This is a genomic window from Glaciibacter superstes DSM 21135 (assembly GCF_000421145.1).
Taxonomy (GTDB): domain Bacteria; phylum Actinomycetota; class Actinomycetes; order Actinomycetales; family Microbacteriaceae; genus Cryobacterium; species Cryobacterium superstes.
The window spans coordinates 127,123-148,067 of the sequence record NZ_ATWH01000004.1; the positions used below are offsets into that span (position 1 = coordinate 127,123).

The following is a 20,945-nucleotide window of genomic DNA, read 5'->3' on the forward strand; positions in this document are numbered from 1 at the left end:
ATGACAGACAGCGGCACGGCAGACAGCGTCGATCGCATCATCGCGCAGTGGGGGCAGGTGCGTCCGGGTCTCGACGTCAGTGCAATGGGAATTCTCGGCAGGCTGTCACGTCTCACGCGCCACTTCGAACGGGACCTCATCGAGCTCTTCGCACAGCACGGTCTCCAGCGCGGAGAGTTCGATCTCCTCGCAACCCTGATGCGAGCGGATGTCGACGGACGCGGTCTCACTGCCGGCGAACTTGCGGGCAGTGCGATGGTGACCTCTGGCGCGATCACGAACCGGCTGGACAGGCTCGTCGCCAAGGATCTCGTCACCCGCGAAACAGACCCGAGCAGCCGTCGCACCATTCGTGTCGCCCTCACAGAACGAGGGCGAGAGACCATCGATGCTGCGCTCCACGACCATGTGGCCAATGAGGAACGCCTCCTCTCCACACTGACTGCCGGTCAACGCACGCAGCTCGAAGAACTGCTCCGCGCCCTGCTCTACGAGTACGAGCGCAGTACCTGACCGCCGAAACGCGGGCCGAGCCCTCGAGGCCTCACCGCAGCATCCGTCGCGGCACGTGTTTGTCGGCGCGAACTCAGGCGGGCGGCTGCAGCTTGCGCGCGCGGCTGACGGCGAAGAGCCCGTAGCCGGCGGCCAGGATCACGATCGCGATCAGGATGACGTAGAACACCACCCCGCGGTACCCAGCAGGCTGAGTCGGCTCGAGGAACGGATACGGGTACCAGCCCACGAACGCGCCACGGATCATCGTGTACACGGCCCAGACGATCGGGAACACCACAACGACCCACACCCGTTTCCAGGGCAGCGGAGTGCGCCCAGACGCGAAGGCCCAGTCGAGCAACAGGTAGAGCGGCGCCCACACGTGCAGAATCTCGTTTGACCAGACCAGCGTGCTCGACTGGTCGAGCGACACATCGCGCAGCAACATGTTGTAGACCACACCGGTCGTGACCATGTACGTGGCGATCGTGGCGCGGGTCAGGTTCAGCCACGGCGGGTCGACCGGCACCTTGAAGCAGTACCAGCCGGCGACCAGGAGGCTCAGCATGGCGAGGCAGTTCGAGAGGATGGTGAAGAAGCTGAAGTAGTTCCACAGGAAGTGCGTGACATCGGGCTGGTCGAAACTCAGGCTGAACACCAGTTGTGAGAAGACGGCGACCGCGATTCCACCGGCCGCCACAAAACGCACCGCTCCGTAGGTTCTTCTCATCAGCTGCCCGCCCCTGTCGTTGTGCGCCAGACCTCGCCGGCTGCGCGCTGAGTGCAGCTTAGCGATCCTGCGCAACCACGACGGGAAGCGGACGCCACACAGGGCACAGAATCACATGGCACAGAATGGAGGCATGCCAGACGCCTCAGCAGACCCGACATCCGTGCCGACCACCATGTGCGCACTCGTCATCGATCGCACCGGCAGCGCAGACGAGCTGCACCTGGCCGACCTGCCCGTGCCGATCCCTGTTCTCGACGAGCTCCTCGTGAAGGTCAACGCGGCGGGCATCAACCCGATCGACGCGAAGACTCGGGCAGGCAAAGGCGTCGCCGCGGCCATCACCACCTGGCCCGCGGTGCTCGGCGGCGATTTCAGTGGCGTCGTCGCCCGCGTGCCATACGCCGACTTCCCCCTCCAGCCGGGCGACGAGGTCTACGGCATGGCGCACTTCCCCCGCACAACAGGTACATACGCCGAGTACCTGCCGGTCTCCAGCCTGAGCGTTGCGCGAAAGCCCTCGAACCTCTCGCACGTCGAAGCAGCCGCCGTGCCCCTGGCAGCCCTGACCGCCTGGGGCGCGGTGGTCGACGTGGCGAAGGCCGCGCCGGGGCAACGGATGCTGATCCACGCCGGCAGCGGCGGCGTCGGTCACTTTGCGGTGCAGTTCGCCCGCGTGTTCGGCGCCCACGTGACCGCCACCGGTTCGGCTCGCAATCTCGACTTCCTGCGCGAACTCGGAGCGGACGAGGTCATCGACTACACGTCCGAGCGCTTCGAAGACGACGTGTCGGGCCTCGACACCGTCATCGACCTCATCGGCAATGTGCACGATGACACCGGAAGCCGCTCGCTCGGTGTGCTGCGCCCCGGCGGTCTGCTCGTGAACGTTCCGTCTGGGAGCTGGCCGACCATGGCGGCCGAAGCCGCGGCAGCCGGCATCCGTGGCACCACATACAAGGTGGCTCCAGACGCCCGCCGGCTGCAACTCATCACCGCGCTGATCGAAGACGGCAGCGTTCGCGTGCATGTCGACCGCATCTTCGAGATCGCAGACGGCGCCGAAGCGCACCGCGTGCTCGAGGAGGGCCACACCCGCGGCAAGATCGTGCTGCGCGTCTCCTGATTCTCGAGCAACGCGGGTCGAGGACGCGTCAGGAGGCGACGGCGAGTGACCGTTCCATCACGAAATCCTGATGCAGCTCTGGCCCGACCATGAACGATTTCACGCCGGCGCGGGCGAATCCGTTCTTCTCGTAGAAGCGAATGGCCCGCGCGTTGCGCTGGTTGACGCCGAGCCACATGCCGGCCACCCCGACGGCCCGAGCCGCATCGAGCGTTGCCAGCATCAGCGGGGCGGCAATGCCGGCGCCGTGGTGGTGACCGAGCACATAGACCTTACTCAACTCAACCGTGGGGCGCAGCGAGATCGCAGCGGCGACATCCGTGTCACCCGGCTCGCCGAAGACGAGCATCGTGTATCCGGTCGGTTCGCCATCAAGATGAGCCAAACGGATGTCGCGATGCGGGTCGGCCAGGTAGCGCACGAAGTGCGCCTCGCTGAGGTTCTCGGTGATGAACGTGCTGATCGACTCCGGTGCGGTGCCCGGAGGGCAGGCGAGTTCGAAGGTCGCTGCGGCAAGTACGGCGAGGTCCGCGGCGTCCGTCGGCTCCGCGGCGCGAATCGTGAGGGTCATCCCGCCAGCCTATTCCGCCGTTCGATGCCTTTCCGGCCCCGAGGTCCCGTTCCGCCGGGCACTCGGGGCCGGAACGGGAACTCTCGCACTGCGGCGGCGCCAGCCCCGACTCAGAGGAACCGCGCGTAGGCCCGCACCGTGAAGAAGGTCGGGAACTCCGGTTCGAGGGCAGATGCCCGCAGCACGTCGAGCGCGTCGTCGAACCGGTCCCCCGGCGTGCGTTCGAGCCCCGCGAAGACCTCATCGACGATCCCACTCACCCATTCCGTGTCGATCCGCCTGCCGTCGGCGGTCACCGAGTTGTCCTGGATCCACTGCCAGAGCTGCGAGCGGGAGATCTCCGCTGTCGCGGCATCCTCCATCAGGTTGTCGATCGCGACCGCACCGATCCCCCGCAGCCACGACTCGACGTACCGCAGCGCGATCGTCACGTTGTCACGCACGCCGTCCTCCGTGATGTCACCGCTGATTCCGGTCACGTCGAGCAATTGGGCAGCGGTGACATCGACGTCATCCCTGGTGCGCTCCAGCTGATTGGGCCGGCCACCGAGCACCGCGTCGAACTCTGCCTGGGCGGTGGGGATGAGGTCCGGGTGGGCGACCCAGGTGCCGTCGAACCCATCACCCGCCTCACGTCGCTTGTCGTCCGCGACCTGAGCGAGCGCTCGTTCGGTCACATCGGGGTCCCGCCGATTGGGGATGAACGCACTCATGCCGCCGATGGCATATGCCCCGCGTCGATGGCAGGTGGAGACCAGCAGTTCCGTGTATGCGCGCATGAACGGCACCGTCATCGTGATCTGCTTACGGTCCGGAAGCACAAATCGACGCCCCCGACTGCGGAAGGTTTTGATGATGCTGAAGATGTAGTCCCAGCGGCCGGCATTCAGTCCGGCGCAGTGATCACGCAGCTCGTAGAGAATTTCTTCCATCTCGAATGCGGCATGGATCGTTTCGATCAGCACTGTGGCGCGGATCGTGCCGTGCGCGACGCCCAGCCGTTCCTCGGCGAAGCTGAAGATATCGTTCCAGAGCCGCGCCTCGTAGTGGCTCTCGATCTTCGGCAGGTAGAAGTACGGTCCACTTCCCTGCTCGATGAGGCGACGAGCGTTGTGAAAGAAGTACAGGCCGAAATCGATCAGGCTGCCCGAGGCAGACATCCGCCTGCTCGCACGATCGACGAAAGTGATGTTCTTCTCCACCAGGTGCCAGCCGCGCGGACGCATGACGATTGTCGGCGTATCGCCGGTGACCCGGTATTCCCTGCCATCGGCGTTGGTGAAGGACAGTTGGCCGCGCACCGCGTCGGCGAGTGTCAGCTGCCCCTCGATCACGTTCGCCCAGGTCGGACTGGTGGCATCTTCCTGGTCAGCCAGCCAGACCTTCGCGCCGGAGTTCAGCGCGTTGATCGCCATCTTGCGATCGGTCGGTCCGGTGATCTCGATCCGACGGTCTTCGAGCCCCGGGCCTGCGCCGGCCACCCGCCAGTTTGGGTCGGAACGAATGTGCGCGGTCTCGGCCAGAAACTTCGGGTCACGCCCGTTCGCTGCGTCGACCCGTTTCTGCAGCCTGGCGGCCAGAAGGTCGTGACGGATGCCGGCGAACCGGTCGTGCAGTTCGGCCAGGAAGTCGAGCGCCTCCGGGGTCAGGATCTCGTCGTAACGCTGCCCGAGCTCCCCGAGAACTTCGAGGTGCGGGTCAATCGTGGCGAAGCTTCCGGTGGCGACCGCCTCAGCGGGACGCTCCATGGACATGGTCGGTGGTGGGGTATTCATGATGATTCTCCTTCGAAAGTGTTTTTAGAACTGTTCGGCCTCGGTCGAGCCGGCGAGGGCGAGGGTGGCGCTGGTGGGGTTCAGCGCCGTGGAGATCCGGTCGAAGTAGCCGGTGCCGACCTCCCGCTGGTGGCGAGTCGCGGTGTAACCGGAGCCCTCTGATGCGAACTCGGCTTCCTGCAGGTCGACGTATGCACTCATCTGGCGTTCGGCGTAGTCAGCCGCCAGCGTGAACATGGAATGGTTGAGCGCGTGGAACCCCGCCAGCGTGATGAACTGGAATGAGTAGCCACAAGCCGCGAGCTCGCGTTGGAAGGCGGCGATCTGTGCGTCATTCAGGTGGGATTTCCAGTTGAACGACGGCGAACAGTTGTACGCGAGCTTCTTGCCGGGGAAATCCTGGTGGATCCGGTCGGCGAACGCTCTGGCGAGTTCGAGATCAGGCTCTGCACTCTCCACCCACAGTAGATCCGCGTACGGCGCGTAGGCAAGCCCCCTGGCGATCACCGGCTCGATGCCGTTTCGCACCTCATAGAATCCTTCGGCGGTGCGCTCCCCCGTGAGAAACTCCCGATCGCGCTCATCGATGTCGCTGGTGATGAGCGTCGCCGCCAGCGAATCGGTGCGGGCGATGACGAGAGACGGAACGCCAGCGACATCCGCCGCCAGCCTGGCCGCATTGAGGGTACGGATGTGCTGGCCGGTCGGAACCAGCACCTTGCCTCCCATGTGTCCACACTTCTTTTCGCTGGCGAGCTGGTCTTCCCAGTGCACACCGGCGGCCCCGGCTTCGATCATCGATGCCATCAGTTCGTAGGCGTTGAGCGGACCTCCGAAGCCGGCTTCGGCGTCGGCGACGATGGGGGCCATCCAGTCGCGGGGCTCGTTCGTTGAGCTAGCCAAAACCCCCTCGCTGGCGTCGATTTGCCCAGCGCGGAGCAGCGCGTTGTTGATGCGGCGCACCACCGCCGGCACGGAGTTCGCCGGGTACAACGACTGGTCGGGGTACGTCTGGCCAGACAGGTTCGCGTCGGCGGCAACCTGCCAGCCGGAGAGGTAGATCGCCTTCAGGCCTGCGCGAACCTGTTGCACCGCCTGGTTGCCGGTGAGGGCGCCGAGCGCCGAGACCCACTCTGGGTGTTCGGCCGTGCCGGTCTCGTTGATCAGCTCCCAGAGCTTCTGGGCCCCGCGCCGGGCGAGGGTGCGCTCCTCGCGCACAGGGCCACGGAGTGCGATGACGTCTTCGGCGGTGTAGTCGCGACGGATGCCGTCCCAACGCGGGTCTGCTGCCCACTCGAGTTCGAGCTCCGCCGCGGTCTGCGTCTGGTCGCCCGGCCGGTTGGCCGTACGTTCGGCTGGGTGTTCGGCTGGGCCGTTGCCTGAGCCGCTGGCTGCTGTCGGTTCGGTCATGGTGTCCTCCTGAAGAACGGGAATGTGCGGTGTCTGGTTCCCACTCTGCGTCGACGGAGCAGGCTGTGACCCACGTTCATCTGCAGAAGTTTCACGCTTCTTCTGTTTGCCAGAACTATTCGCCCGTGTGACGATGAACCATGGTCACCGCAGATCGCACCATCGCCCTCACCGCACCCACACCGCTCACTGATGCCCTCGGCAAGGGATCGGCCGAGGCGGGAGAGCTCGATGCGCTCACCCTCGGCCGTCGCATCCGTCAGCTGCGCCGCCAGCGCACGATGACCCTCGAAGACCTCGCCGCCGCCGTCGACCGAGCGCCATCGCAGGTGTCGATGATCGAGAACGGCAAGCGAGAACCCCGACTGTCGATGCTGCGCGCCATCGCGCTGGCACTCGGCACGAGTGTCGACGACCTCTTGAAATCGGATGCGCCGAGCGAACGTGCCGCCCTCGAGATCGCGGTCGAACGCGCGCAACGCGGTCCGGTGTTCAGCGCACTCGGCCTGCCGCGGATACGCGTCAGCAAAGGGCAGAGCGACGACACGCTGCAGACGATCCTCGCCCTGCACGGCGAGATCGAACGCCTACACGGCGAGCGCGCGGCCACACCGGAGGAAGCCAGGAGAGCCAACGCCCAGCTGCGTGCCACGATGCGCGAGCGTGACAACCACTTCCCTGAACTCGAAGAACTCGCCCTGGGGCTGCTGCGTGCCGTTGGTCATTCGGGCGGTCCGGTGTCGCACCAGGTGGTGGCCGACATGGCCACCCATCTCGGCTATTCCCTGCACTATGTGAACGACCTGCCGCATTCGACCAGGTCTGTCACAGACAAACGGAACGGTCGCATCTACCTGCCGACGGAGCAATCGGCGTCGCGCGATTCGCGGTCGCCGATCCTGCAGGCGTTCGCGAGTCACCTCTGCGGCCACGACGAGCCCGGAAACTATGCGGATTTTCTACGCCAACGGGTTGAAACTAACTATCTGACCGCCGCCATCCTGCTGCCGGAGAAAGACACCGTCAAACTGCTCACCGAGGCAAAGAACCTGCGTCGCATCTCGATGGAAGACCTGCGCGACGCCTTCGCCGTGTCGTATGAGACGGCGGCGCACCGATTCACGAATTTGGCGACGGCGCGGCTCGGGATCCCGGTGCACTTCATGAAGGTGCACGAATCCGGCACCATCATCAAGGCGTACGAGAACGACGCGGTGCGTTTCCCGAGCGACGCACTCGGCGCCGTTGAGGGCACCACCGTCTGCCGCAGCTGGACGGCGAGGACCGTCTTCGACGTCGAGGACAGGTTCAGCCCCTGGTACCAGTACACCGACACCCCGGCAGGGACGTTCTGGTGCACATCGCGCATTGAGAAGGCGAAGGAGGGCGACTACTCGGTGAGCGTCGGGGTTCCGTTTGCGCACGTGAAGTGGTTCCGCGGCCGGGAGACGACCCATCGAGCGGTGTCCAGGTGCCCAGACGAGTCGTGTTGCCGCCAGGCACCTGATGCCCTCGCCGAGCGCTGGGCCGACCAGTCGTGGCCGGCTGCCCGCACACCGACGAGCCTGCTCGCCGCGCTGCCGACCGGCACCTTCCCCGGCGTCGATCAGACCGAGGTGTACCAGTTCCTCGAGGCGCACTCGCCCCGCTGACCGCGCCAGTCAGGCAGGCCGGCACTGAGTCCATGCGCGCCCCCACCCGCGCGGCGGGTGAGCACGATGTGCAGACCGAGGTCACTCGCCTGGGCGAGTACGGAGTCCTCGTTGACCTGGCGCTTACGGCCGACATCCGTCACGGATGCCGCGGTGACGACAATCCCGCTCATGCCGGCGAAGTCTCTGCTCGTGCCGGCGAATTCTCTGCTTATGCCGGCAAATTCTCTGCTCACGCCGGCGAAATCTCTGTGGAGGTCAGGTGCATGCCGACCACGCCGAGCACGAAGCTCTCGCCTATCTCGACGGGGGTCCAGGGGTCGATAAGCACCTCGACGCCACTCTCGTCGACGACCAGCACACCGTTCGTGGAACTCAGGTCGGTCACCCGCCATGCGCCGTCGGCAAGTTCCAGCCGCGCATGCGTTTTCGACAGGGTGCGGGTGGTATCGGGCACCACGAGCCGTTGTTCAGCCGGGTTGGCTGCGACGGGGTTACGCCCGAGCACCACACTCGCTGCGGTGAGGTCGAAGGCCGTGCCGTCTTCGAGCACGAGGCGCCAGCGCACGCGCGGCCGCCGATCGACGACGATCGTCGCCTCGATATCGTCGATATCGTCGGCGGCGTCGGAGTCGGCGAAGGGAGCCCGCGTGATGATGGTGTCGAAGACGCTCGGGTCGTGGCCGGCCGGGTGCGGGGCAGTGGTGTTGAGGGCGATCGTGCGCGGGGCGACGGTGTTCACCGGGTGCGGTTCGTCGACGGTCGCCGGGGGCGGCCCCCAGGGCACCGCCCCGATACGCACCGGAACAAATGCGGGAGAGGGCGCGACGTTGTCCAGCGGTGGCTGAGTGACTACGGGCTGCGAGGCCATCGGCCGAGCGGCAACCGGCTGAGCACTGACCAACAGCCCCCGCTGTGCGTCGGCCGCGTCGCTGCCCCAGGCCAGCAGGGATGCCCAGACCGGCTGCAGCAACACCGCCAGAACTGTGCTGCCTGCGCCGCGCCCGAACTGCAGGTTGATGCGGTGCGCGGCGACGATATAGAGGTACACGCCATACAGGTTCACGAGGGGAATGAACAGGAACACCACCGACCAGGCCGGCACGCCACCGAGGCGGAGGATCTCCGCCGTGTTCAGTATCGGCACCCACCCCTTCCACGATTCGCCGCCGAGGCGCGGGAAGAGGCGGGAGAGGGCGAGCGCCGTCCAGACATAGACGGCAATGCCGACAAGGGCGAATACGACATACCCCACGACCAGAACACCGATCAGGGCAGACGGATCAGAAGGAGGGCTCATGGTGCGACCTCATTTCGGAAACGGGTGGGGAACACCGCAGCCCTGGCCCTAACGTGCGACGAACCTCGGGGTTCACGGCAGGGGCGAGGAGCACCTTGACGGCAGCGACGCGACACGGCATGTCCTGTTCGTAGAGGAAGACGTCAGCGAATCCACCGGTGCCGAGCGGGCGCACATCACTGTATCCCCCGATGGCCTGCGGCGGCGACAGATGTCTCGCCACGCTGGAATCCCCTCTTTCAGATCGGGCTGTGTATGGCCCAGGGCACGGAACGAATCCCCGGTTGGAGTATATCTTCCGGGACGTGGCGCCCGGCCCGCCCGGACCCATCTCCTCGCGGCTCGCACGCGCGTCCAGTACCATTTGTGCACGGCGATGGAGCCGCACGCGGCGCGACTCAGCCGTAGAGACGCGTCGCTGCCGCAGAGAGAGGACGATACCCGATGGCGTCAACGGTCTTCGAGAGACACCGGCCAGCGGCATCCGTCGTCGTCGAGTCGCTCCGCGGCAGCCGGCTTTCGTCGTTCTGGCTCGACGACATCTCGCCGCGGCGTTACCCACGGTTGACCAGTGATCTCAACTGTGACCTGGCTGTCGTCGGCGGCGGTTACTGTGGCCTGTGGACGGCTGTCCTGGCCAAGCGGCGCGACCCAGACGCACGCGTGGTGCTGCTTGAGGCGCGCACCGTCGGCTGGGCGGCATCCGGTCGCAACGGAGGCTTTTGCGAAGCGAGCCTCACCCACGGTGAGGAGAACGGGCGCCGCCGGTGGCCGGCCGAATACGACCGCCTCGAAGAACTGGGCGACGAGAACCTCGACGCGATCGAGCGCGCCGTCACCGAGCTCGGCCTCGACTGCGAGTTCGAGCGCACCGGTTCGATCGACCTCGCCGTCGAGGAGCACCAGGCCGAGTGGCTGCGCGAGGAGCCCACCAATACAGGCACCAACGAGAACACCGTCTATCTCGACGAGGCCGCACTGCGCGCCGAGGTCAATTCGCCGACCTACCTCGCCGGTGTCTGGCATCAGCGCAGCAACGCGCTGGTGCACCCTGGCAAGCTTGCCGCTGAACTCGCCCGCGTCGCCGCGGAGCTCGGCGTCGAGATCTTCGAGCACACTCCGGTGCGTTCGCTCGACACCGACGGCCTCACGCCGACGCAGGGCACGCGGGTTCGCACCAGCAGGGGCACGGTGCAGGCCGCCAAAACCGCCCTCGCCACCAACGTCTTCCCCTCGCTCCTGAAGCGCAACCGGCTCGCGACCGTGCCGGTGTACGACTACGTGCTGATGACCGAGCCGCTGACGGATGCCCAACTCGCGTCGATCGGCTGGCAACACCGCCAGGGACTCGGCGACCTGGCCAACCAGTTCCACTACTACCGGCTGAGCGGCGACAACCGCATCTTGTTCGGCGGTTATGACGCCGTCTACCACTACGGGCGGCGGGTGCGGAGCGGGTACGAGGACCGTCCCACCTCGCATGAACGGCTGGCGAGCCACTTCTTCACCACGTTTCCGCAGCTGGAGGGTGTGCGCTTCAGCCACCGCTGGGCCGGCGCAATCGACACCTCGACACAGTTCTGCGCGTTCTTCGGAACAGCTCGTGGAGGCCGGATCAGCTACGCGGCCGGCTTCACCGGACTGGGCGTCGGTGCGACGCATTTCGCCGCGAATGTGATGCTCGACCAGCTCGCCGACCTGGGTACCGAGCTGACCAGCCTGGAAATGGTGCGGAAGCATCCGTTGCCGTTTCCCCCTGAACCGATCGCGTCGATCGGAATCCAGGCCACCCGCTGGTCGCTCGACCGCGCCGACCACAACCGGGGCAGGCGCAATCTCGTGCTGAGGACCCTCGACGCGCTCGGCCTCGGCTTCGACTCCTGACGACCGACTCCTGACAAGCGTGTGAGGTGCCAACTTCTGCTAGTAAAACTTGCTCGCAACTAGCAGAAGCTGGCACCTCACACCAGGCTCAGCGGAGCAGCTGGCTCCCTCGATAGTCGAAGTCGTCGACCGAGATCTGCGGCGCAAGCGACATCCTGCTGCCGTCTTCGAAGAACCCGGACTTCGTCTTCGCCAGCGTCATCACCGCGTGCGCGGTAGCGTCACCGAGCTCGTTCAATGCCGCGGTGCTCAGGTTGCTCATGTCGTCGCAGGCCGCGTGGTAGCACGCATCGTACGGCTCGCCGGCTGTGCCGCCGAACACGGCCGCCTCCTCCTCCGTCTTGATCCCTTCGGCTCCGCTGAAGAGCCCGCCGGCCGGAATGCCGGCGGCGATGAACGGCCCGTAGTCAGAGCGACCGTCGAACGCCGTCGGAGCGGTCGCGAGACCCTGCCCGGCGAAATACTGGTCGAAGATCGACTCGATCTGTGCGGATCCGGGAGGGCCGGCGAGACCATCCGGGTCGGCGGAACCGTCACCGTCGTAGACGAATCGCACGTAGTTGGTCGATCCGAGCATGTCGAAGTTCAGGTTCGCGTAGATGGTCGACAGTTCGGCGTCGGTGAGGTTGTCGACGTAGTGCGTCGACCCGAGCAATCCCGATTCCTCTGCGCCCCAGAAGGCGAACCGCACCTGCTGTCGCGGCTTGACGTGCTTCTGAGACATCTGGATGGCGGTCTCGAGAATTGCACTGGTGCCGCTGCCGTTGTCATTGATGCCGGCACCCGCGAGCACGGAATCCAGGTGAGCACCCACCACGATCACCTTGTCAGGGTCGCCTTTCGGTGTATCCGCGATGATGTTCCTGGTCGTGCGGGTTTCGGTGATGACATCGGTGCTGACCGCGACGCTGACCGGGCCGGCCTGCGTCGCCTCGTACAGCGCGACGCCATCCGCGTAGCTGATGCCGACCACGGGGATGGCCACCGGCTCGCCGATCGTCACGCCGGTGAGAAGTTCAGTGCGACCGGGGTTTCCCTCATTGAACATCACGGCCGCGTCGTAGCCCGCCTCGGTCGCCGCGGCGACCTTTTCGGCGAAGGTGCATGTTCCGCGCTGGATCAGCGCAACCTGCGGTTCAACCGAGTCGGCCGGCACGAAGTCGCCGACCGCGCATCCGGATGCCGAACTGGGTTCTTCGGTCGCTGGGATCACGACGTTCGTCGTCGCAACCAGCGCCCCCGTGACCTCCCCACTTCCGGAATATTCCAGGGTGGCCGTCTCGTACGACGTCTCGGTCGGTGAGACCTGGTCGAGCGTTGCCGGCGCCAGCTCCTGGAAGAACGGAAACTCGAACTCCTGCTCCGAGACCACGTATCCCGCTCCCGTCAATTGATCCTTGACGTAGTCGGCTGAAGCCTCGAACCCGGGTGTGCCAGACGCCCGCGTTCCTCCATTGTCATTCGAGATTCGCTGCAACACCCGTTCATGCTGCAGGATGCCGTTCACCGTCACCGCATTGCGCAGCTTGTTGGTGTTGACGTCGTCGACGGCCACAGCCGCCGTCACCGGCACCAGGGTGGCCGCGATGACCAACCCGGTGAGTACTACCGCTCTTCTTCGCACGATTTCTCCTTTGAATGACCCCCGAACGGGGGCATATCGTCCTCTGCCGAGGGTGCCCCATGTCCCGGCATCCCGAAAGTGCCGTTACCGGATCGTTACGTCAATGAGCGCGGTGCAGAACTGCCCGCCGGGTCAGGAACCGGCCGAACCCGTCGCTCCGACGCGGTACTCGGCGATCAGCGCCGAGCTGAGCCGGCGCAGCTCATTGTCCGGGAACGGCTCCAGGAGTCGCCAGCCGAGATCGAGGGTCGCGTCGAGGGTACGCCGCTCGTCCCCCTGGCCGAGAAACTCCCGTTCGAAGGCGTCGGCGAACGCGAGGCTGCGCCTGTCCGGTTCGGGCAGACCGTGCTCCCCCACGATCGACATCAGCTGGCGCACCTCGCGGCCGCGGGCGTAGCTGGCGTAGAGCTGGTCGGCCAGGGCGCGGTGGTCGGCCCTGGTGCGGCCCTCGCCGATCCCCGCGTTCATCAGCCGCGACAGCGACGGCAGCACGTCGATCGGCGGCCTGATCCCGCGGCGGTCGAGGTCGACGCTGTTCGGCCGGATATCGAGCTCCTCGGCGAGCTCGCCGACGGTCGCCCAGTCGGGCCCGGGGAAGGACATGACGGCGAGCAGGAGCTGGTACTGCTGCGGCGTCAGCCCATGCCGACGCACCGCCCTCTCGCTGAACTTGAGGTAACGGCGCAGTGCAGCACGGAACGCGGCAAGCTCCTCCAGATCCTGCTTGAGGGCCGACGTGGGAGTCTCGCTCATTCCTCTAGTGTCCCACTGCCGGGGCACGCAGGTGACATGGCCCCTCATGGGAACGGGCCTCAGGCGAAGGCGCTCAGGCCGGTGAGCGCGCGGCCGAGCACAAGCTGGTGAATCTCGTCCGTGCCCTCGTAGGTGCGAACAGACTCGAGGTTCGCCAGGTGCCGCATCACCGGGAACTCGCTGGTGACACCGTCGCCGCCGAGGATCGAGCGTGCCTCGCTCGCGATGCGCAGCGCCTCGCGCACACTGTTGAGCTTGCCGACACTGATCTGGGCCGGCGTGAGCGCTCCGCGTTGCTTGAGCCGCCCCAGATGCAAGGCCAGCAACACGCCCTTCTCGTACTCGACAAGCATGTCGGCGAGTTTCGCCTGAATGAGCTGCGTCGCCCCGATGGGCTTGCCGAACACCTCACGGGTTCTCGCCCGGCCGATCGCCGCGTCCAGGCAGGAGCGCGCCGCCCCCATCGCGCCCCAGACGATCCCGAACCGCGCCTCGTTCAGGCACGAGAACGGGCCGGACAATCCGCGCGCATCCGGGAGCATGGCGTCCGCGGGAAGACGCACACCATCGAGACGGATGTCGCACTGAATCGACGCGCGCATCGACAGTTTCGTGTCGATCGGCGTCGCCGTGAAGCCGGGCGTACTCGTCGGCACCAGGAATCCGCGTACGCCATCGTCGGTCTGTGCCCACACAACTGCGACATCGGCGACACTCGCCATCCCGATCCAGCGCTTCGAGCCATCGAGCACCCAGTCACCGCTCAGCCCCTCGCGCGTTGCCGTGGTCGACATGCCGGCCGGGTCGCTGCCGCCGGTCGGCTCGGTCAGCGCGAAACATCCGATGAGAGCGCCGGCAGCCATGCCTGGAAGCCACCGTTGCCTCTGTTCTTCAGAGCCGAATTTGTGAATCGCCGTCATCGCGAGTGAACCCTGAACCGAGACGAAGGTGCGCCAGCCGCTGTCGGCAGCCTCGATTTCCTGGCAGACCAGCCCGTAGGCGACAGCGCCCGCACCGGCGCATCCGTACCCCGTCAGGTGCATGCCGAGAAACCCCGCCGCGCCGAGTTCTGCGACCAGTTCCTGGCGAAAGTGCTTGTTCTCGAAGTCGTCTTCGATGATCGGAAGGATGCGCCTGGTTGCGAATTCTCGTGCCTTCAGCTGCCATGCCAGTTCGTCGTCTGAGAGCAGAGCTTCGATGTCGAACACTTCGTCGACCAGTGGAGTGGGCCCGCAGGCACCGCCTTGTCGTTCATCCGTCATGGCCTCACCCTAGAACCTCGCGATACTTGCCGTCGTCCCCAGGGCCCTGTGCTCCGGCATCCGTTGATATATCTTGGGAAGTACGCACTGGCGCCGATTCCCTGAGGCGCGCACCCGAGAAGGAAGAGGCCTATGAGCGAGTACGCAGTCGTCAACCCGGCAACCGGAGAGACGATCAAGACCTATCCGACGATAACGGATGCCGAACTCGAGACTGCGCTGAAGGCCGCCGACGATGCGCACCGCACCTGGTCGCGGTCGACGAGTGTCGCCGAACGGGCCGCGCTGATCCGTCGGGTCAGCGAACTGCACCTCGAGCGCAGGGAACACCTGGCCGACATCATCGTGCGCGAGATGGGAAAGCCCCTCGAGCAGGCCCTCGCCGAAGTCGACTTCAGTGCAGACATCTATGCGTATTACGCCGACAACTCGGCCGACCTCACCAAGGACGAGCCCATCGAGCTGCTTGCCGGCGAGGGCTCAGCGCTCATCCGCCGCAGTTCGCTCGGCGTGCTGCTCGGCATCATGCCGTGGAACTTTCCGTACTATCAGGTCGCCCGTTTTGCGGGTCCGAACCTCATGCTCGGCAACACCATCCTGCTGAAGCACGCCTCGCAGTGTCCAGAGTCAGCCGCAGCGATCGAGCAGATCTTCCAGGACGCCGGATTCCCTGACGGCGCCTACGTCAACATCTATGCGACCAACGACCAGATCGCCGCGATCATCCCCGATCCCCGCATCCAGGGTGTCTCGCTCACCGGCTCGGAGCGGGCAGGCGCCGCCGTCGCCGAGATCGCGGGGCGTCACCTGAAGAAGGTCGTCCTGGAGCTCGGCGGGTCAGACCCGTTCATCCTGCTCTCCACCGACGACCTCGATGCCGCCGTCGAATCCGCGGTGGCGGCCCGTCTCGACAACAACGGGCAGTCGTGCAACGCCGCCAAGCGTTTCATCGTGATCGACGATCTCTACGAGCCGTTCCTCGAGAAGTTCACGGCTGCCCTCGGTGAAGTGACCCCCAGTGACCCGACCTCACCAGACACCGTTCTCGGACCGTTGTCGTCCACGACGGCGGCCGATCGACTTCGCGACCAGGTCGAGCGGGCGATCGCGCAGGGTGCCAAGAAGGTGCTCGGTGCCGAGGCGAACGGCACCTTCTTCCCGACAACCGTGCTGACCGACGTGACACCGGAAAACGATGCGCACCACGAGGAGTTCTTCGGCCCGGTCGCGACCGTGTATCGCGTCGCCTCGGAGGGCGAGGCTGTTGAACTGGCCAACGACACCCCCTTCGGCCTCGGCTCCTTCGTGTTCACCACCGACGCCGAGCAGGCCATGCGGGTGGCGGAGCGCATCGAGGCCGGCATGGTCTTCATCAATGTGGTCGGGGCCGATGGCGCCGAACTGCCCTTCGGCGGCGTCAAGCGTTCGGGTTCCGGCCGGGAGCTCGGCCGTTTCGGTGCCGAGGAATTCGTCAACAAGAAGATGATCCGCATCGGCTGACCTGGCCGAGGCCGGGAGGCCGACATGGAGATCCTGCAGGTAGCCCAGCACGCCGACGACCTCGATCGGGCCGCCGCATTCTACGAGGTGCTGCTCGGCGGCCCGCCCGCCGCCCGATTCGATCCGCCTGGGCTCCTGTTCTTCAATGTCGGCAGGTCCCGGCTGCTTCTCGAACGCGCCGCACCATCGGCCCTGGTATACCTGCAGGTCGGTGACGTGCGACAGTCGGTCGAAGACCTGCGGATGCGAGGGGTGCAGATCATCGACGAACCGCACGTGATATTCACCCACGTCGACGACAGCATCGGCCCGGCCGGAACCGACGAATGGATGGCATTCATCCGCGACAGCGAGGGCAACACCGTCGGCCTCGTCAGCCACGAGCCGCGGCACGATCCGTAGCGCGCCTGCCGTCCGCTTTCGGTGCCCGGCACCCCGCACGAACACATGCCTAACAACGCCCAACAACGCGCACATGCACAGACGCACGAAGGGGCCCGCCAGACGGCGAGCCCCTTCGAGGTGTTGCGTGTGCTTAGATGCTGTTCACATCGAGCGGGATGCCGGGACCGAACGTGGTCGAAACGGCGCCCTTCATGATGTAGCGGCCCTTCGAGGAGCTTGGCTTGAGGCGAACGATCTCTTCGAGCGCTGTCGCGATGTTCTCCTGCAGCTGCTCAACCGTGAAGCCGGCCTTGCCGACGACGAAGTGCACGTTGGAGTGCTTGTCGACGCGGAACTCGATCTTTCCACCCTTGATGTCGGAGACGGCCTTCGCGACGTCTGGCGTCACAGTGCCGGTCTTCGGGTTCGGCATCAGGCCACGCGGACCCAGCACCTTACCGAGGCGGCCGACCTTGCCCATGAGCTCCGGGGTCGAGACGGCGGAATCGAACGCGGTGTAACCGCCGGCCACCTTCTCGATCAGGTCGTCGCCGCCGACCTCGTCAGCGCCGGCTGCGATGGCAGCCTCGGCCGCCGGGCCCGTCGCGAACACGATGACGCGGGCGGTCTTGCCGGTGCCGTGGGGAAGGATCACGGTGCCGCGAACCATCTGGTCTGCCTTGCGCGGGTCGACGCCGAGCTTCAGCGCGACCTCGACGGTGGAGTTGAACTTCGCCGAGCCGGTCTCCCTGGCCAGGGTGACCGCGTCAGCGGGGGTGTAGTAGGTGTCGGCCTTGATCTTGTCGGCCGCGGCCCGGTAGGCCTTTGACTTCTGTGCCATGTGAATCTCCTGTAGTGAGAGTGTGGTTTTGTGAGCCTGGCTGGCTCTCCCACAAATGTTGTGAAGCGGCAGCCGCGTGAAACGGATGCCGGTGGCTGGGGCGCTTAGGCCTCGACCGTGATGCCCATGGAGCGAGCGGTTCCCGCAATGATCTTCGACGCGGCGTCGAGGTCGTTGGCGTTCAGGTCGACCATCTTCGACTCGGCGATCTCGCGGACCTGTGCCTTCGTGAGCTTGCCGACCTTGTCGGTGTGCGGCACGCCGGAGCCCTTTGCGACGCCTGCGGCCTTCTTGATGAGCTCGGCTGCCGGCGGGGTCTTCAGGATGAACGTGAACGAACGGTCTTCGTACACGGTGATCTCAACGGGAATGACGTTGCCGCGCTGGGCTTCGGTCGCCGCGTTGTACGCCTTGCAGAACTCCATGATGTTCACGCCGTGCTGACCGAGCGCCGGACCAATCGGCGGGGCAGGGTTGGCGGCGCCGGCCTTGATCTGAAGCTTGATCAGACCAGTAACCTTCTTCTTCGGTGCCATATTCTTTTCCTTTTCAGTGATCGAACCTGAATCTCGCTGATAGTGCGTGTCGAGATCCGTGGTTCTCCCGCGTCCCCGGCGATTCCGAGGGGCGGTGGTTTGAGGTGTGGGGGTGCTGGGGTTAGAGCTTGGTGACCTGGTCGAAGCTGAGCTCGACCGGGGTCTCACGTTCGAACAGGGACACCAGCACGGTGAGCTTGCCGCTCTCGGGCTTGATCTCGCTGATCGACCCAGGCAGACCCGCGAACGAGCCTTCCTTGATCGTGATGGTCTCGCCGATCTCGAAGTCGACCTCGGCCGGGATGACGCGCTGGGTGGACTTGCCGCCCTTGCCGGCGGTTCCCTTGACCGGTGCGACATCCGCGATCTCGACCAGGCCCTTGAGCATTCCGAAGGATTCCTCGAAGCGCAGCGGAGTCGGGTTGTGCGAGTTGCCGACGAACCCGGTGACGCCCGGCGTGTGGCGAACGACGGACCAGCTGTCTTCGTTGAGGTCCATGCGCACGAGCACGTAGCCGGGGATGCGGACGCGGGTGACCATCTTGCGCTGGCCGTTCTTGATCTCGACGACATCTTCCATCGGAACCTCGACCTGGTAGATGAAGTCTTCCATCGCCATCGACTGCTTGCGGTTCTCGATGTTCGACTTCACGCGGCGCTCGAAGCCGGCGTAAGAGTGGATGACGTACCACTTGCCGGGAAGGAAGCGCAGTTCCTTGCGGAATTCTTCGTACGGGTCTGTGGCGACCTCTTCATCTTCAACGGCCTCTGCCGCAGCCTCAGCCTCGTCGGCGGAGTCCACGTCGAGTGCGTCGTCGACGACCGCGTCAGCCTCAGGGTCTGTCGATTCGGACAGCGCGTCCAGCGCGGCGTCGAGGTTGTCCTCCACACCGATGTTCTCGTCTTCGACGTGCAGGGCGACCTGCTCCGCTGCTTCCACGGAGTCTTCCTGCGCAGCGAGGGTGTTGCCCTCCTGCGCCTCGTCGTCGTCAGACGACTGCTCGGCGGCCGTGGCCCAGTCGACGTCGTCTCGATTCGTCTCAGACACTGTTTCTCAATCCTTCTCTGTTGCGTTGGTCACGTGGACGTGACCCGTGCAGCGAATTCGTGCATGTCATGCAGCGGCGCTGCGCTACCACCGGCGACTCAGCCGCTCGGCGTTCCGAACACATAGGTGACTGCCAAGGCGAACAGCTGGTCGAGTCCGTACACGAAGGCCATCATGATGATCACGAAGACCAGCACGACACCCGTGTAGGTGAAGAGCTCCTTGCGCGTCGGCGTGACGACCTTCTTGAGTTCGGCGACTACCTGCTTCAAGAAGATGGACAGCCTGGCGAAGGGTCCGCTTTTGGACTCGCGTACCTTCCGCGCGTTCGCGACGAATTCCTCACTGGGCTGATCGTCGATAACTTTTCGGGCCACCTGTTACACCTTTCATGGGCCGGCGAAAATTCGCCGACTTGCAGGGCGGACAGGACTTGAACCTGCAACCTGCGGTTTTGGAGACCGCTGCTCTACCAATTGAGCCACCGCCCTATGGGCCGAAATCGTCTAGCTCCACAGCATATATTTCCAGTACCAACCGCAATGGTGTAGCCAAAAATAGGCGCAAAGAAGCTTGGCAGATTTCAACTACCTCGGTCAAGTGTAGGTCACGCCGCGAACCCTGTAAAGCTGGGGCCCCGCCGACCCGGTGACGGATGCCGCGGCATCCGTTCTGCCTGCATTCACTAGTCTTTGTCATGGTCACAGCCCGTGGGTACCGGGTCAATTGTAACCGGCGGGCCTGCCATGACAACCGCTCGGTCGCCGCGAAATATGCCTGCGCGGCCGCGGGCAGCCCCCGTATGCTCGTTATGTGACTCACGAACTCAAGCGAATCTCCACCCGCATCGGCTCCATCGCGGAATCGGCGACCCTCAAGGTCGACGGCAAGGCCAAGGCGCTGCAGGCGGCCGGTCGCCCCGTCATCAGCTTTGCGGCTGGTGAGCCGGACTTCGCGACCCCGGAGCACATCGTCGAGGCGGCACTCGAAGCGGTTCGCGACCCCAGGAACTATCGCTACACGCCGGCGGCCGGCCTGCCAGAGTTGCGCGAGGCGATCGCAGCCAAGACGCTGCGCGACAGCGGTCTCGCCGTAGAGCCTTCTCAGGTCATCGTCACCAACGGTGGCAAGCAGGCGGTGTACCAGTCGTTCCAGGCGCTGCTCGACCCGGGCGACGAAGTGTTGGTGCCGACGCCGTACTGGACGACGTACCCTGAGGTCATCAAGCTGGCCGGCGGCGTGCAGGTCGACGTCTTCGCCGGCAGCGACCAAGGGTATCTCGTCACCGTCGAACAGCTTGAGGCGGCGCGCACCGAGCGCACCAAGGTGCTGCTGTTCGTGTCACCGTCGAACCCGACCGGCGCGGTGTACTCTCCGGAGCAGACCCGAGAGATCGGAGAGTGGGCTGAGGCCAACGGCCTCTGGGTGATCACCGACGAGATCTACCAGAACCTGACCTACGAGGGAGTTCGGGCGGTGTCGATCGTTGATGCGGTGCCGGCTCTGGCCGACCGCACCATCCTGGTCAACGGTGTCGCCAAGACCTACGCGATGACCGGCTGGCGGCTCGGCTGGATGGTCGGCCCTGCCGACGCCATCAAGGGCGCCGCCAATCTGCAGTCGCACCTGTCGTCGAACGTGTCGAACATCTCGCAGCGCGCCGCGATCGCGGCGCTGAATGGGCCGCAGGATGCCGCGCTCGCGATGCGGGACGCCTTCGACCGTCGCCGCCAGGTGATCGTCGCGGAGCTGAACAAGATCCCCGGCATGGTGACGCCGACACCGCAGGGCGCGTTCTATGTCTACCCGGATGTCTCCGGCCTCCTCGGTCGCACCTGGAACGGCGTGACGCCGACAACGTCGCTCGAGCTCGCCGACCTGATCCTCGACCAGGCGGAGGTCGCGGCGGTGCCGGGCGAGGCGTTCGGCCCGAGCGGCTACCTGCGCTTCTCCTACGCGCTCGGCGACGATGCCCTGCTCGAGGGCGTCCAGCGCCTCCAGCGCCTCTTCGCCTAGCGTCGCGCCCCTCGCCGCGCGCGCCGCCCGCTGTGAGG

The 20,945-nt window shown here is 65.5% G+C and carries 20 protein-coding genes and 1 tRNA gene; 7 read left to right on the forward strand and 14 right to left on the reverse strand.

The window, feature by feature from the left end:
• Positions 1-513 (forward strand): MarR family winged helix-turn-helix transcriptional regulator, encoded by a 513-nt coding sequence (locus K323_RS0106605; protein WP_022884500.1) that lies wholly within the window; start codon positions 1-3, stop codon positions 511-513.
• Between the two features lie 73 nt (positions 514-586).
• Here the strand turns inward: K323_RS0106605 and K323_RS0106610 are convergent, their stop codons facing one another.
• A complete protein-coding gene (locus tag K323_RS0106610) occupies positions 587-1,225 on the reverse strand; it encodes a Pr6Pr family membrane protein (protein WP_033372544.1) in 639 nt (212 codons plus the stop codon).
• Positions 1,226-1,358: 133 nt separating this feature from the next.
• Here K323_RS0106610 and K323_RS0106615 point away from each other — a divergent pair, with 133 nt between their 5' ends.
• A complete protein-coding gene (locus K323_RS0106615) occupies positions 1,359-2,351 on the forward strand; it encodes an NADP-dependent oxidoreductase (protein WP_022884502.1) in 993 nt (330 codons plus the stop codon).
• Positions 2,352-2,379: 28 nt separating this feature from the next.
• On the opposite strand, the gene K323_RS0106620 is transcribed toward K323_RS0106615, so the two are convergent.
• The 3 genes from K323_RS0106620 to aceA all read right to left on the reverse strand — a co-directional run bounded on the left by K323_RS0106620 (position 2,380) and on the right by aceA (position 6,107).
• Positions 2,380-2,922 (reverse strand): GNAT family N-acetyltransferase, encoded by a 543-nt coding sequence (locus tag K323_RS0106620; protein WP_022884503.1) that lies wholly within the window; start codon positions 2,920-2,922, stop codon positions 2,380-2,382.
• 110 nt (positions 2,923-3,032) lie between these two features.
• Positions 3,033-4,670, reverse strand: a complete 1,638-nt coding sequence (aceB, locus tag K323_RS0106625; RefSeq protein ID WP_022884504.1) for a malate synthase A — start codon at positions 4,668-4,670, stop codon at positions 3,033-3,035.
• 51 nt (positions 4,671-4,721) lie between these two features.
• Positions 4,722-6,107: an isocitrate lyase gene (gene aceA / locus K323_RS24660; protein ID WP_022884505.1), complete on the reverse strand. Its 1,386-nt coding sequence runs from the start codon at positions 6,105-6,107 to the stop codon at positions 4,722-4,724.
• A gap of 140 nt (positions 6,108-6,247) precedes the next feature.
• Here aceA and K323_RS24665 point away from each other — a divergent pair, with 140 nt between their 5' ends.
• Positions 6,248-7,759, forward strand: a complete 1,512-nt coding sequence (locus K323_RS24665) for a helix-turn-helix domain-containing protein (protein WP_022884506.1) — start codon at positions 6,248-6,250, stop codon at positions 7,757-7,759.
• On the opposite strand, the gene K323_RS0106640 is transcribed toward K323_RS24665, so the two are convergent.
• Complete coding sequence (locus K323_RS0106640; protein WP_022884507.1) at positions 7,714-7,995, reverse strand: hypothetical protein; 282 nt, start codon at positions 7,993-7,995, stop codon at positions 7,714-7,716. The two genes, K323_RS24665 and K323_RS0106640, sit on opposite strands and share 46 nt — an antisense overlap.
• Positions 7,992-9,059, reverse strand: coding sequence for a DUF5684 domain-containing protein (locus K323_RS0106645; protein ID WP_022884508.1), 1,068 nt, complete (start codon positions 9,057-9,059; stop codon positions 7,992-7,994). The genes K323_RS0106640 and K323_RS0106645 overlap by 4 nt, the downstream gene beginning before the upstream one ends.
• 444 nt (positions 9,060-9,503) lie before the next feature.
• On the opposite strand from K323_RS0106645, the gene K323_RS0106650 reads away from it, so the two are divergent.
• A complete protein-coding gene (locus tag K323_RS0106650) occupies positions 9,504-10,943 on the forward strand; it encodes an NAD(P)/FAD-dependent oxidoreductase (protein WP_022884509.1) in 1,440 nt (479 codons plus the stop codon).
• Between the two features lie 88 nt (positions 10,944-11,031).
• Here K323_RS0106650 and K323_RS0106655 read toward each other — a convergent pair whose 3' ends face one another.
• The 3 genes from K323_RS0106655 to K323_RS0106665 all read right to left on the reverse strand — a co-directional run bounded on the left by K323_RS0106655 (position 11,032) and on the right by K323_RS0106665 (position 14,582).
• On the reverse strand, positions 11,032-12,567 hold the full coding sequence (locus K323_RS0106655; protein WP_022884510.1) for a M20/M25/M40 family metallo-hydrolase: 1,536 nt from the start codon (positions 12,565-12,567) through the stop codon (positions 11,032-11,034).
• 132 nt (positions 12,568-12,699) lie between these two features.
• Positions 12,700-13,320, reverse strand: coding sequence for an ATP synthase beta subunit C-terminal domain-containing protein (locus tag K323_RS0106660; protein WP_022884511.1), 621 nt, complete (start codon positions 13,318-13,320; stop codon positions 12,700-12,702).
• Between the two features lie 59 nt (positions 13,321-13,379).
• The gene (locus K323_RS0106665) at positions 13,380-14,582 is read right to left on the reverse strand and encodes an acyl-CoA dehydrogenase family protein (protein WP_022884512.1); all 1,203 of its coding nucleotides are present in this window, start codon (positions 14,580-14,582) and stop codon (positions 13,380-13,382) included.
• Between the two features lie 132 nt (positions 14,583-14,714).
• On the opposite strand from K323_RS0106665, the gene K323_RS0106670 reads away from it, so the two are divergent.
• Positions 14,715-16,082, forward strand: coding sequence for an NAD-dependent succinate-semialdehyde dehydrogenase (locus K323_RS0106670; RefSeq protein ID WP_022884513.1), 1,368 nt, complete (start codon positions 14,715-14,717; stop codon positions 16,080-16,082).
• Between the two features lie 24 nt (positions 16,083-16,106).
• On the forward strand, positions 16,107-16,484 hold the full coding sequence (locus K323_RS0106675; RefSeq protein ID WP_022884514.1) for a VOC family protein: 378 nt from the start codon (positions 16,107-16,109) through the stop codon (positions 16,482-16,484).
• A 133-nt stretch (positions 16,485-16,617) separates the two neighbouring features.
• Here the strand turns inward: K323_RS0106675 and rplA are convergent, their stop codons facing one another.
• The 5 genes from rplA to K323_RS0106700 form a co-directional block, all read right to left on the reverse strand.
• A complete protein-coding gene (gene rplA / locus K323_RS0106680) occupies positions 16,618-17,307 on the reverse strand; it encodes a 50S ribosomal protein L1 (RefSeq protein WP_022884515.1) in 690 nt (229 codons plus the stop codon).
• Positions 17,308-17,411: 104 nt separating this feature from the next.
• Complete coding sequence (rplK, locus tag K323_RS0106685; protein WP_022884516.1) at positions 17,412-17,843, reverse strand: 50S ribosomal protein L11; 432 nt, start codon at positions 17,841-17,843, stop codon at positions 17,412-17,414.
• A gap of 121 nt (positions 17,844-17,964) precedes the next feature.
• Positions 17,965-18,891 (reverse strand): transcription termination/antitermination protein NusG, encoded by a 927-nt coding sequence (gene nusG / locus K323_RS0106690; RefSeq protein WP_022884517.1) that lies wholly within the window; start codon positions 18,889-18,891, stop codon positions 17,965-17,967.
• Positions 18,892-18,989: 98 nt separating this feature from the next.
• Positions 18,990-19,268: a preprotein translocase subunit SecE gene (secE, locus tag K323_RS0106695; protein WP_022884518.1), complete on the reverse strand. Its 279-nt coding sequence runs from the start codon at positions 19,266-19,268 to the stop codon at positions 18,990-18,992.
• A gap of 41 nt (positions 19,269-19,309) precedes the next feature.
• Positions 19,310-19,382, reverse strand: a tRNA-Trp gene (locus K323_RS0106700).
• Positions 19,383-19,704: 322 nt separating this feature from the next.
• On the opposite strand from K323_RS0106700, the gene K323_RS0106705 reads away from it, so the two are divergent.
• Positions 19,705-20,907, forward strand: coding sequence for a pyridoxal phosphate-dependent aminotransferase (locus K323_RS0106705; RefSeq protein WP_022884519.1), 1,203 nt, complete (start codon positions 19,705-19,707; stop codon positions 20,905-20,907).
• The last annotated feature ends 38 nt before the right edge of the window (positions 20,908-20,945 follow it).

What these genes read in the sequence shown, in the direction of transcription:
- K323_RS0106605 (WP_022884500.1), top strand. Translation starts at nt 1, where the DNA reads ATGACAGACAGCGGCACGGCAGACAGCGTCGATCGCATCATCGCGCAG.
- K323_RS0106610 (WP_033372544.1), bottom strand. Translation starts at nt 1,225, where the DNA reads ATGAGAAGAACCTACGGAGCGGTGCGTTTTGTGGCGGCCGGTGGAATC.
- K323_RS0106615 (WP_022884502.1), top strand. Translation starts at nt 1,359, where the DNA reads ATGCCAGACGCCTCAGCAGACCCGACATCCGTGCCGACCACCATGTGC.
- K323_RS0106620 (WP_022884503.1), bottom strand. Translation starts at nt 2,922, where the DNA reads ATGACCCTCACGATTCGCGCCGCGGAGCCGACGGACGCCGCGGACCTC.
- aceB (WP_022884504.1), bottom strand. Translation starts at nt 4,670, where the DNA reads ATGGAGCGTCCCGCTGAGGCGGTCGCCACCGGAAGCTTCGCCACGATT.
- aceA (WP_022884505.1), bottom strand. Translation starts at nt 6,107, where the DNA reads ATGACCGAACCGACAGCAGCCAGCGGCTCAGGCAACGGCCCAGCCGAA.
- K323_RS24665 (WP_022884506.1), top strand. Translation starts at nt 6,248, where the DNA reads ATGGTCACCGCAGATCGCACCATCGCCCTCACCGCACCCACACCGCTC.
- K323_RS0106645 (WP_022884508.1), bottom strand. Translation starts at nt 9,059, where the DNA reads ATGAGCCCTCCTTCTGATCCGTCTGCCCTGATCGGTGTTCTGGTCGTG.
- K323_RS0106650 (WP_022884509.1), top strand. Translation starts at nt 9,504, where the DNA reads ATGGCGTCAACGGTCTTCGAGAGACACCGGCCAGCGGCATCCGTCGTC.
- K323_RS0106660 (WP_022884511.1), bottom strand. Translation starts at nt 13,320, where the DNA reads ATGAGCGAGACTCCCACGTCGGCCCTCAAGCAGGATCTGGAGGAGCTT.
- K323_RS0106665 (WP_022884512.1), bottom strand. Translation starts at nt 14,582, where the DNA reads ATGACGGATGAACGACAAGGCGGTGCCTGCGGGCCCACTCCACTGGTC.
- K323_RS0106670 (WP_022884513.1), top strand. Translation starts at nt 14,715, where the DNA reads ATGAGCGAGTACGCAGTCGTCAACCCGGCAACCGGAGAGACGATCAAG.
- K323_RS0106675 (WP_022884514.1), top strand. Translation starts at nt 16,107, where the DNA reads ATGGAGATCCTGCAGGTAGCCCAGCACGCCGACGACCTCGATCGGGCC.
- rplA (WP_022884515.1), bottom strand. Translation starts at nt 17,307, where the DNA reads ATGGCACAGAAGTCAAAGGCCTACCGGGCCGCGGCCGACAAGATCAAG.
- rplK (WP_022884516.1), bottom strand. Translation starts at nt 17,843, where the DNA reads ATGGCACCGAAGAAGAAGGTTACTGGTCTGATCAAGCTTCAGATCAAG.